The sequence below is a fragment of the Pseudonocardia sp. genome, from assembly GCF_050250275.1.
In the GTDB taxonomy this organism is placed as follows: domain Bacteria; phylum Actinomycetota; class Actinomycetes; order Mycobacteriales; family Pseudonocardiaceae; genus Pseudonocardia.
Genome location: NZ_JBFWOY010000015.1, coordinates 137752 through 147392, shown reverse-complemented (window position 1 = coordinate 147392; position 9641 = coordinate 137752). Strand labels below are relative to the sequence as shown.

Here is a 9641-nt window from a genome sequence, read left to right as displayed (position 1 = left end):
AGAACGCGCACGCCGCAAGGCGCTGCCAGCATGGCTGCACCACTACAACCATCACCGGCCTCACACCGCGCTCGGTAACCAGCCCCCGATCACCCGCTGCACCAACGTCACCGAGCAGTACAACTAGAGCGCTCTAGAAGGAGGCTGCGATGACGCGGGTGGCACTGATCGGCTCGGGGCGGATGGGGGCCTTCCACGGCGAGACCATCGCCCGGCGCGTCCCCGGGGCACGGCTGGTCGCCGTCGCCGACCCCCAGCCCGGGGCGGCCGACGCACTGGCCGCCCGGCTCGGCGCCGCCGCCACCACCGACCCCGCCGCCGTGCTCGCCGACCCGGCCGTCGACGCCGTCGTCGTCGCCGCACCCGCCCGGTTCCACGCCGACCTGGTGGTCGCCGCCGCACAGTCGGGCACGCACGTGTTCTGCGAGAAGCCGATGGCCATGGAGGTCGCCGACGCCGTCCGTGCCACCGAGGCCGCCCGGGCCGCCGGCGTCGTCCTGCAGGTCGGGTTCAACCGCCGGTTCGCCGCCGACTGGCGTGCCGCCCGCACCCTGATCGACGGGGGCCTCGGCGCACCCCGCACCATCCGCTCCCTCACCCGCGACCCCGGGGGCTTCGACCCCGCCCGCGTCGCGCCGGACACGATCTTCCGCGAGACCCTGATCCACGACGTCGACACGCTGCGGTTCCTCAACCCCGGGGCCACCGCCGTCGAGGTCCACGCGATCGCCGACGCCCTCGTCCGCCCCGACTGGCGCGACCGCGGGCTGCTCGACACCGCCGTCATGACCGTCCGGTTCGACAACGGCGCCACCGGCATCGCCGAGGCCTGCTTCGAAGCCGCCCACGGCTACGACGTCCGCGCCGAGTGGTTCGGCCCCGGCGCCATGCTGAGCATGGGCAGCACCCGCGCCGACGGGCTCGTCGTCCACGGCGCGGCAGGGATCTCCGCGGCGACCGTCCGCTACGACCAGGACCTCTTCCGTGACGCCTACACCGCGGAGCTGACGGCGTTCGTCGAGGCGGCCGCGCACGGTGTGCCCGAGCCCGGGGCCCCGTCCGGCGAGGACGCCACCGAGGCGCTGGCGATCGCGCTCGCCGCGGCCCGGTCGGTCCGCGAAGGCCGGCCCGTCCGCACGGCGGGGGTGCCGGCATGACCTACCGCCTCGCCGTCAGCGCGGAGATGCAGTTCGTCGACCTCCCGTTCGTCGAGCGCGTCCGCCGCATCCACGACCTCGGGTTCGAGGTCGAGATCTGGGACTGGACCACCAAGGACCTCGACGCCCTCACCGCCACCGGCGCCACGTTCTCGTCGATGACCGGGTACGTCACCGGCACGCTCGCCGACCCCGACGGCGCCGACGAGCTGCTGCGCACCGCCGCCGCCTCCCTCGCCGCCGCCGACCGGCTCGACTGCCCGCGGCTCAACGTCCACGGCACCGGTCTCGACGGCCGCGGCCTGCCCGTGCGGCCCGCCGGCGTCGTCACCCCGGCGATGTGGCTCACCGCCGCCCGCACGCTCGGCCGCCTCGCCGAGCTGGGGGAGAAGGCCGGCCGGGTGTTCACGCTGGAGAACCTCAACACCACCGTCGACCATCCCGGCACCCCGTTCGCCCGTGCCGCGGACACGTTCGCGCTGGTCGAGGCCGTCGCCAGCCCCCACCTGCGGATGAACCTCGACCTCTACCACGCCCAGATCGGTGAGGGGAACCTGATCTCGCTGCTGGAGACCATGTTGCCCGCCATCGGGGAGATCCAGGTCGCCGACGTCCCCGGCCGCTGCGAGCCCGGCACCGGGGAGATCCACCATCCGGCGATCGCCGCCGCGCTGCGCCGCCTCGGCTACGACGGCGTCGTCGCACTGGAGGGCTGGGCGTCGGGCGATCCCGAACGGGCGCTGGAGGCGTTCCGCGCCGCGTTCGCCTGAACCGCTCCCGGCGGCCCGCACGGTCTACTCGACGGCGTCGCGCTGCTCGGGCAGCGAGGCCGCGGGCCGGGTGCGGCGTTCCAGGAGGGTCCGGGCCCGGTCGCGCGCATCGGCGGCGAGCCTCTTCCCGCGGCCGGCGCCACGCCGGGCGGTGCGGGCGGCGACGTCGGCCAGCAGCGTCGCCCGGCCGGGGATCGTCGCCGGGTGCACGTCGAGGCGGTGGATGTCGCGGACGTCGTCGGCCCACCGCATCTTGTACGGCTCCGCCGAGCCCATGAACTCGTAGCTGCGCCCGCTCTCCACCGACGCGCGGACCTGCTCGAACAGCAGGATCAGCCCGGGGGAGTACTGGCGGAAGTCGGGCTCGTAGCTCGCCTTGAGCGGATAGGTCGCCGTGTCGTCCTCGAGGCACAGCTCGCCCGCGACGGCACGGCCGTCGACCTCCAGGAACGACACCCGCAGGATCCCGGCCGCGTGGGCCCACGCGGTGATCCCGGCGTAGAAGACGCGGGTCCGGGCGTCGGACAGGACCGCGGTCCCCGAGTCGCCCTTCCAGCCGCTCGCCTCGATATCGAGGAACCGTGCCACGGCCCCGTCGACCCCGGCCGCGTCGGCGTCGGGCACGTAGCGGACCGGGCCGAGCTTCTCCAGCTTGCGCCGGTTGCGCTGCAGCTGCCGGACCCGGCGCGCCTCACGACGCTCCACATAGGACTCGAACGTCACGTTGCCCGGCACGTACGGGGAGCGTTGGACGATCTCGCGACGCACGTGGGCGCGACGGCGCGTCAGGGCCCGCGTCGCCGACTCGCTCCCGGGCGTCGTCAGGTGGCTGAGCTCGACACGGCGACCGCTCGTGACGACGTGGTCGAGCAGCGCGGTCCGGGCCACGTCGTCCAGGGCGACGGGCCCCGCGACGAAGCTGTGCCAGTTCGTCGCGCTGCGCACGACGCCGCGGTGCTCGACCAGCGGCATGACGGCGACCAGCTCACCGTCGCGGCGCACGGTGACGATGCGGCGGGTGCCCTCGCCGAAGGCGTCCCACCACGCGGCGAACCAGCCGGGCCGGTCGAACGGAGTCGCCCCCACGCGGTCGACGAGGTCGTCCCACTCGGCGGCGAGGTCGGGGGTCACGACGGGATGGCTGTGGACTCCTGAACCGTGTCTCGGAGGGGAGCTGGGTGGTGCGGACATGCGGGGTTCCTCGAGGGTGGGACGGGCCCCGCTGCGGGCCCGGCGACGGGTGAAATGCCTGCGGGCAGGCCCCCGGCGGTCCACGACGGTGCGGCACCTCCCACGGCGACCACCCCGGCGCGGCGATCGCCACCCCGGTGCGCGCCCCCGCGCCCACCGGTCCGGCCGGGACCGGCGCGGACGCCGGGGCGGCCAGACCACGCGCCCGCCGGACCCATCCCGGCGCCGACCGGGACAGGGCGGCGGCCACGCTCGCGTGCACCACGACACCGATCGTGAGCAGCGCGGCCGGGGGAGCGGCGTGCCACGCCGTCAAGTACTCGACGTACTCGACCAGCAGGAAGGCGAGCGGCCCCAGGACGGCCCAGCCGGCCCCGCAGCGTGGCTCGTCGTCCTCCCCCGCGGACCCCGGGCGTCCGGTCGTGGCGACCGTGGCGAGGGCGACGACCGCGACGGCGACCGCGACCGCGAGGGTCGCCGGGAGCCAGCGGGCCGCCCCGGCCAGCATGCCGTCGGCGACCGCGTCGTCGGTACATCCGGCGTAGGCCACGAGCGTCAACGCCTGGCTCGCGAGCCAACCGGCCGCCGCGATGGCCGCCACCGTCAGGAGCGAGCACGCCCCTTCCGGACGGTCACGCATCGGTCGGCCTCCTGCCGGACGGTCACTACACGCGGCGCCGGCCACGCGGAAGAGGAATGTTCAACCGAAAGGGTAAATGTTGGGTAAACCCCGGGAGCATCCGGGTCAGTTCTGTCGACGACGCCCGTTCGACACGCCGGGCTCGACGCCGGACCGGTTCGACCACGGTGGTTGCGCTCCGCCGTCGAATCCGACGTGTCGCCGGAGTCGTCAGGCGGTACCGGTGAACACGATCGGCGAACCCAGCGCTGTCGGGGACAGCTCCACCTGGACGTCACCCTTCTGTTCCGGCACGGAGAACGCGACGCCGTAGGTGAGGCTCTTGCCCGGCAGAATCGTCGACGACGTCGTCACGCCGACCTTCTTCTGGATGTCGGTGATCTGCGGGGCGTCGGCCCCCGCTGCGGACGCCTTGGCTCCGACGACGAACGGGTTGAACGCGAACGGCGTGGCCGAGTTGTTGGTGATCGTCACGTCGAACCGGACCGCCCGGGCGATCTCGCCGCCCAACGCCGCAGCGCCGGCGGACGGCGTGTAGGCCGCGGGTGTCGACACCGAGTAGCCGATGTCGGAGACGGTCACGGTCTGGCCGAACGCGACGGGAGCCGACGTCCCGCCGGAGCCGGCCGCGTAGCCGCCCGCTCGCGCGGCGTCGTCGGCCGCGGTGCTCGCAGCGCCCGCTGCCGCGGTGAAGACGGCGGCGTAGAGGATGCACATCAGCAGACCGGCGACCGACAGGACGATGCCGGCGATGGCGAGGCCGCGATTGTCGGCCCGTCCTGACCGGGTGCGTGTGAAGCCGATGATGCTCAGGACCAGGCCGACGATGACCAGCGGCCACGCGATGATGCCGATCACCGGTATGAACGAGAAGACCAGGCCGACCAGGCCGAGGACGAATCCGGCGGTGCCGAGGCCGTTCTGGCGGGGCTGCTGCGGTGCGTAGCCGGGGGGCGGCGGGTACTGGGCGTTGGGAGGTTGCGGGTTCATCCGGTTCCGATCATGAGAGTGGGTTCGTGATCGTGTCGTCCCGAACGGCCGCGGCATTAGCGGTCTGTGTTCGTTCGGTACCGTTTCGTTATCGTGCGGAGCCGCTGCGCGTCATCGGCATGTCGTGGTTCTGGTACCCGGGGGCGAACAGCCTGTCGAGGTCGCTCCGGTCGGCCGTGTTCCGCAACTCGTCGAGCTGCCGGCGGACCAGCTCCGTGTCGGCGTCCGGTCGACACGGCTGCTCCCCCCGTCGTGGATCGGGGATTCGACGCTGGGGAGGAGGGCGCGGTGGCCGCATCGGGTGAACCCCCGGTCCCACGGGGCTAGGCACCGGTAGCGGTGTCGCGTGCATCCCGGAGAGGCCCTGGTTGCCGGGGCTAGCGGTTGTTAGCCTGGGGTCGTCGAGCGGAAGGACGGTGTCGACGTGGACGCCACTGCCGAGCAGCAGCTGATCGCCGAGCTGGCCGATTTGGTCGCGCGGCGCACCACCGCGATGGCGCCGGAGGTCCGGTTCGAGCCCGCGGCGTCCTACACCGACCCCGCCCGGCACGCGGCCGAGCGGGCGGTGCTCTTCCGCGACTACCCGCTGCCCGTCGCCACCGGTGCGGAGTTGGCCGGGCCGGGTGCGTTCACGACGTCGCAGATCGGTGATCTCCCGGTCCTCACCGTGCGCGGTGACGACGGTGTGGCCCGCTGCCTGGTCAACGTCTGCCGCCACCGGGGCAACATCGTGTGCGCCGAGCCGGCGGGCACCCGGCGGACGTTCAGCTGCGAGTACCACGCCTGGTCCTACGACCGGGCCGGGCGGCTGCGCTCCACCGTCGACCGCGACGGGTTCGAGGGGCTCGACCGCGCCGCGCACGGCCTGGTCGAGCTGCCCACCGAGGAGCGGCACGGCATCGTGTGGACCCTCCCGACGCCCGGCGGCGTGCTCGACCTCACCGCCCACCTCGGCGCCGACTTCGAGTCGGAGATCGCCGACCTCGACCTGGCGTCGTTCACGCTGTGGGACCGGGTCGTCATGTCGCAGCCGTTCGACTGGAAGTGCGGCGTGGACACGTTCCTGGAGGTCTTCCACCTCGCCTACCTGCACAAGAAGACGGTCGGGCCGTTCTTCGTCGGCAACGTCGGTGCCTACACCGGGTACGGGCTGCACCACCGCTACTCCGCCGTGCGCAACAGCTTCACGGACATGGCGGCCGGGCCCGCCGACGAGCGGACGGTGTACCCGCACAGCTCGCTCGTGCATCTCGTCTTCCCCAACACGATCCTGACCTGGCAGATGGACCACGTCGAGATGTGGCGCTTCTACCCGGGCGTGGGTGGCGACGGGACGTGCACGGCCGAGGGGCTCATGCTCACCCCGGAACCCGCGACGACCGACAGCGCCCGCCGGCACTGGGAACGCAACTGGCGCATCCTGCTCGACACGATCCTCGACGAGGACTTCGCGACGATGGAGCGCGTGCAGCGCAACCTGCGTACCGGTGCGGTGTCCGAGCTCGCGTTCGGCCGCAACGAGATCGCGCTGCAGCACTTCCACGAGGGCGTGCACGCGGAGCTGCGCCGCAACGGGATCGACCCGTGAGCACCGCGGGCCTCGCGCGGCCCCGGGTCCGGCGGGCCGACATCGTCGCCGCGGCCCTGGAACTGTTCGCGGACAAGGGCTATCTGGCGACGACGATGGACGACATCGGGCGCGCCGTGAACGTGCGAGGCCCCAGCCTCTACAAGCACGTCGCGTCCAAACAGGACCTTCTCGTCGAGATCATGGACACCTCGCTCACCACCGTGCTGCGCGACCACCTCGTCGCCGTTGGCTCCACCGACGACGTCGCCGACCAGCTGCGCCGGGCCGTCGAGGCCCACGTCCGCTTCCATGCGCGGCACCGGCTGGAGGCGTTCGTCGGCACCCGGGAGCTGCGGCACCTGTCGGAGGGCAACCGGGCCGCGATGGCCGCGCGGCGCCGCGACTACGAGCGGGGGTTCCGCGTGCTCGTCGAGCGCGGGGTCGCCGAGGGCCGGTTCCACGTCGGCTCCGTCCGGCTCACGACGTACTCGATCCTCGACATGGGCGTCGGTGTCTCGGTGTGGTTCCGGGAGGGCGAGGAGTTCGCGAGCGACGAGGTCGCCTACCGCTACGGCGACCTCGCGATGCGCCTCGTCGGCGCGGCCTGAGCCCTCAGCGGGCAGCGACCCCGTCCAGCCAGGACACCAGGTCGGCGACGACCTCGTCCCGGTTGGTCTCGTTGAAGACCTCGTGGCGGGCATCCTGGTAGTAGTGCGTCGTGACGTCGGCGCCCGCGCCGCGGTAGCGGTCGACGAGGGGCTCCAGCGCGGTGAGGCCCGCGTTGACCGGGTCGGCGGTGCCCGCGAGGACCAGTAGCGGGAACCCGTTCGGTACCGACGGCTGCGCCATCCGGTCGGCCGCGGCCCACATCCCGGCGGCGCTCTTGGCGTCGAGACCGAAGCCGCACAACGGTTCCGCCACGTAGGCGTCGACCTCGGCCTCGTCGCGGGAGAGCCAGTCGTAGTCGGTGCGGGCGGGGGCGAAGGGGGCGTTGAAGGCGGACAGGTCGACGTCGGCGGACGGGTCGACGGCCGTGGCGAGCAGGTCGAGCGCGCCGGAGCCGGACAGGACGGCGCCGGTGACGTCGGCGGCGTGGTCGAGCAGGTACTGCTGCACGACCCAGGAGCCCATGGAGTGGCCGAGCGCGATGACGGGCAGGTCGGGGCGCTCGCCGACGGTGCTGCGGACGGTCAGCGCGTAGTCGGCGACGACCCCGTCCCAGCCGGCGTCGCCGAAGTCGCCCAGTGCGGTCCCGGCGATGCCGGCGGTGCGGCCGTGGCCGCGGTGGTCGACGGCGAGCAGGTCGTAGCCCGCGGCGGACAGGTTCTTGCCGAGCGCGTCGTAGCGCAGCGAGTGCTCGCCCATGCCGTGGGCGAGGACGATCGCCGCTTTCGCGTCGGCGTCGGTGGTCCATCGCTGGCCGACGAGCCGGGTGCCGTCCGAGGTACCGACCATGAGTGCGGAGCGCGCCATCGTCGGACCCTATTGCCTCACGGGGCCCGCTGCCGTCTCACGACGAGACGATTTCCCGCAGCCGGTCGAGGAACGCGACCTGACCCTTCACGATCTTCTCCCGGGCCTCGTCGAGGGTGAACCACGCGGCCCGGTCGATCTCGGGGAACTCCTGCATCCGCCCCGACCTCGGCGGCCACTCCAGCTCGAAGGTGTTGCTGACGACCGCGTCCGCGTCGAGGTCCCCGGCGAGGGCGAAGGCGGCGATCAGCTTGCCCGAGCCCTTGACGGTCCCGAGGTCGACGAGCTCGCCGTCGGGCACGGGCGAACCCAGCTCCTCGGCGAACTCGCGGACCGCCGCGGCACGCGGCTCCTCGTCGTCGCCGTGCTCGCCCTTGGGGATCGACCACGCGTGCGCGTCCTTGCGCGCCCAGAACGGGCCGCCCATGTGCCCCAACAGGACCTCCGGGCCCGCCCGGTGGAGCAGGATTCCCGCGCTGCGCCGCATGCCGTCGATGCTGTCAGTCGCCGAGCACCCGTCGCAGGTAGGGGTTGGTGAACGTCCGCCCGGGGTCGAGGCGGTCGCGGACGGCGCGGAAGTCGTCGAACCGCGGGTAGAGGGCGGCCAGGTCGTCGGCGGTGAGCGAGTGCATCTTGCCCCAGTGCGGGCGCCCGCCCAGGCTGCGCAGGATCGACTCGGCCGCGTCGAAGTACCGCGTGTGGTCGGCGCCCACGTACTGGTGGACGGCGACGTAGCCGCTGTCGCGGCCATGGGCGGTGGAGAGCCACACGTCGTCGGCCGCGGCGACCCGCACCTCGACGGGGAACGCGACGCGCTCCCCGCTGCGTCGCAACCAGTCCTCGATCTCCGCGACGGCCTGCGGGACGGCCACGCGGGGCAGCGCGTACTCGGTCTCGCGGAAACGCACCCGGCGCGGCGTCGCGAACACCCGGTAGGAGCGGTCGACGAAGGTGCGCGCGCCCAGCGCCCGGGTGGCGATCGCGTTGACCCGCGGGATCAGCGACGGGCGCGCCGCGCACGCCCGGTTGGCCCACCCGAACACGGTGTTGGACAGCAGCTCGTCGTCGAGGACGCGGCGCCAGCGCGGCAGCGGTCTCGCGGCGTCGCCGGTGCGGTCGTTGCGCTTGGTCAGCAGCCGGCGGGTGTGCGGGAACCAGTACAGCTCGGCGTGGTCGTGGGCCTCGGCGAACGCGTCGAACGTCGCCGGGTCGCGCAGGATCTCGTCGAAGGCGGCGGGACGCTCCTCGGCGCGCAGGACGAACGCGGGCACGCAGCGCAGCGTCACCGTCGCGACGATCCCGAGGGCGCCGAGGCCGATCGCCGCGGCGGGGAGCTCGTCGGCGGGGCAGTCGTGGAGGGTGCCGTCGGCGAGTACGAGCTGCATCCCGGCCACCTGGGTGCCGAGCCCGCCGAGGCGCGCCCCGGTGCCGTGGGTGCCGGTCGCGAGCGCCCCCGCGACGGTCTGGACGTCGATGTCGCCGAGGTTGGGCATCGCGAGCCCGCGGTCCCACAACGCCGGGCCCAGCTCGTGCAGGGTGGTGCCGGCCAGGACGGTGGCCAGTCCCGTCGCCGGGTCGGCGGTGACGATGCCGCGCAGGCGGTCCAGCCGCACCGCGAGCCCGTCGGTCACGGCGACGGCGGTGAAGGAGTGGCCCGACCCGAGCGCCTTCACCCGCAGCCCCGCCGCCGCCGCGTGCGCCACCGCCTGCTGCAGCTCGGCGATCGTCGCGGGTGCGGCGACGTCGGCGGGGGTCGCCGTCGCGGTGCCGGCCCAGTTCGTCCAGGTGTGGCGCGCCGTGGCAGCGGTGGTGGGCATCCGACGAGGATGGACTGGACGTGCGTCCAGTTC

General features: G+C 73.4%; 10 protein-coding genes. 5 read left to right on the top strand and 5 right to left on the bottom strand.

What is annotated here, in order from left to right:
• The 3 genes from AB7F12_RS15560 to AB7F12_RS15550 form a co-directional block, all read left to right on the top strand.
• Positions 1 to 127: integrase core domain-containing protein (locus tag AB7F12_RS15560; protein WP_428502856.1), on the top strand; the 127-nt coding region annotated here is incomplete at its 5' end.
• A gap of 22 nt (positions 128 to 149) precedes the next feature.
• Positions 150 to 1157 (top strand): Gfo/Idh/MocA family oxidoreductase, encoded by a 1008-nt coding sequence (locus AB7F12_RS15555; RefSeq protein ID WP_428502855.1) that lies wholly within the window; start codon positions 150 to 152, stop codon positions 1155 to 1157.
• Positions 1154 to 1927 (top strand): TIM barrel protein, encoded by a 774-nt coding sequence (locus tag AB7F12_RS15550; RefSeq protein WP_428502854.1) that lies wholly within the window; start codon positions 1154 to 1156, stop codon positions 1925 to 1927. Before AB7F12_RS15555 ends, AB7F12_RS15550 begins: the two co-directional genes overlap by 4 nt.
• A 24-nt stretch (positions 1928 to 1951) precedes the next feature.
• On the opposite strand, the gene AB7F12_RS15545 is transcribed toward AB7F12_RS15550, so the two are convergent.
• Both AB7F12_RS15545 and AB7F12_RS15540 read right to left on the bottom strand, forming a co-directional pair.
• Positions 1952 to 3058 carry a GNAT family N-acetyltransferase gene (locus AB7F12_RS15545; protein WP_428502853.1) on the bottom strand — a complete coding sequence of 369 codons (1107 nt, stop codon included), beginning with the start codon at positions 3056 to 3058 and terminating at the stop codon, positions 1952 to 1954.
• Positions 3059 to 3968: 910 nt separating this feature from the next.
• Positions 3969 to 4748, bottom strand: coding sequence for a DUF4190 domain-containing protein (locus tag AB7F12_RS15540; RefSeq protein WP_428500483.1), 780 nt, complete (start codon positions 4746 to 4748; stop codon positions 3969 to 3971).
• Between the two features lie 424 nt (positions 4749 to 5172).
• Here AB7F12_RS15540 and AB7F12_RS15535 point away from each other — a divergent pair, with 424 nt between their 5' ends.
• Both AB7F12_RS15535 and AB7F12_RS15530 read left to right on the top strand, forming a co-directional pair.
• Complete coding sequence (locus AB7F12_RS15535; protein ID WP_428500484.1) at positions 5173 to 6336, top strand: aromatic ring-hydroxylating oxygenase subunit alpha; 1164 nt, start codon at positions 5173 to 5175, stop codon at positions 6334 to 6336.
• Entirely contained in the window at positions 6333 to 6926 is a 594-nt protein-coding gene (locus tag AB7F12_RS15530; protein WP_428500485.1) for a TetR/AcrR family transcriptional regulator, read from the top strand. Before AB7F12_RS15535 ends, AB7F12_RS15530 begins: the two co-directional genes overlap by 4 nt.
• Positions 6927 to 6930: 4 nt before the next feature.
• Here the strand turns inward: AB7F12_RS15530 and AB7F12_RS15525 are convergent, their stop codons facing one another.
• From AB7F12_RS15525 to AB7F12_RS15515, 3 genes are read right to left on the bottom strand one after another with little or no spacing between them, the layout of a single operon-like run.
• On the bottom strand, positions 6931 to 7791 hold the full coding sequence (locus AB7F12_RS15525) for an alpha/beta fold hydrolase (RefSeq protein ID WP_428500486.1): 861 nt from the start codon (positions 7789 to 7791) through the stop codon (positions 6931 to 6933).
• Between the two features lie 37 nt (positions 7792 to 7828).
• On the bottom strand, positions 7829 to 8278 hold the full coding sequence (locus tag AB7F12_RS15520) for an NUDIX domain-containing protein (protein WP_428500487.1): 450 nt from the start codon (positions 8276 to 8278) through the stop codon (positions 7829 to 7831).
• A gap of 13 nt (positions 8279 to 8291) precedes the next feature.
• Positions 8292 to 9608: a D-arabinono-1,4-lactone oxidase gene (locus AB7F12_RS15515; protein ID WP_428500488.1), complete on the bottom strand. Its 1317-nt coding sequence runs from the start codon at positions 9606 to 9608 to the stop codon at positions 8292 to 8294.
• Between the last annotated feature and the right edge of the window lie 33 nt (positions 9609 to 9641).

Coding starts and splice junctions, on each gene's coding strand:
- AB7F12_RS15555 (WP_428502855.1), top strand. CDS start 150: ATGACGCGGGTGGCACTGATCGGCTCGGGGCGGATGGGGGCCTTCCAC.
- AB7F12_RS15550 (WP_428502854.1), top strand. CDS start 1,154: ATGACCTACCGCCTCGCCGTCAGCGCGGAGATGCAGTTCGTCGACCTC.
- AB7F12_RS15540 (WP_428500483.1), bottom strand. CDS start 4,748: ATGAACCCGCAACCTCCCAACGCCCAGTACCCGCCGCCCCCCGGCTAC.
- AB7F12_RS15525 (WP_428500486.1), bottom strand. CDS start 7,791: ATGGCGCGCTCCGCACTCATGGTCGGTACCTCGGACGGCACCCGGCTC.
- AB7F12_RS15520 (WP_428500487.1), bottom strand. CDS start 8,278: ATGCGGCGCAGCGCGGGAATCCTGCTCCACCGGGCGGGCCCGGAGGTC.
- AB7F12_RS15515 (WP_428500488.1), bottom strand. CDS start 9,608: ATGCCCACCACCGCTGCCACGGCGCGCCACACCTGGACGAACTGGGCC.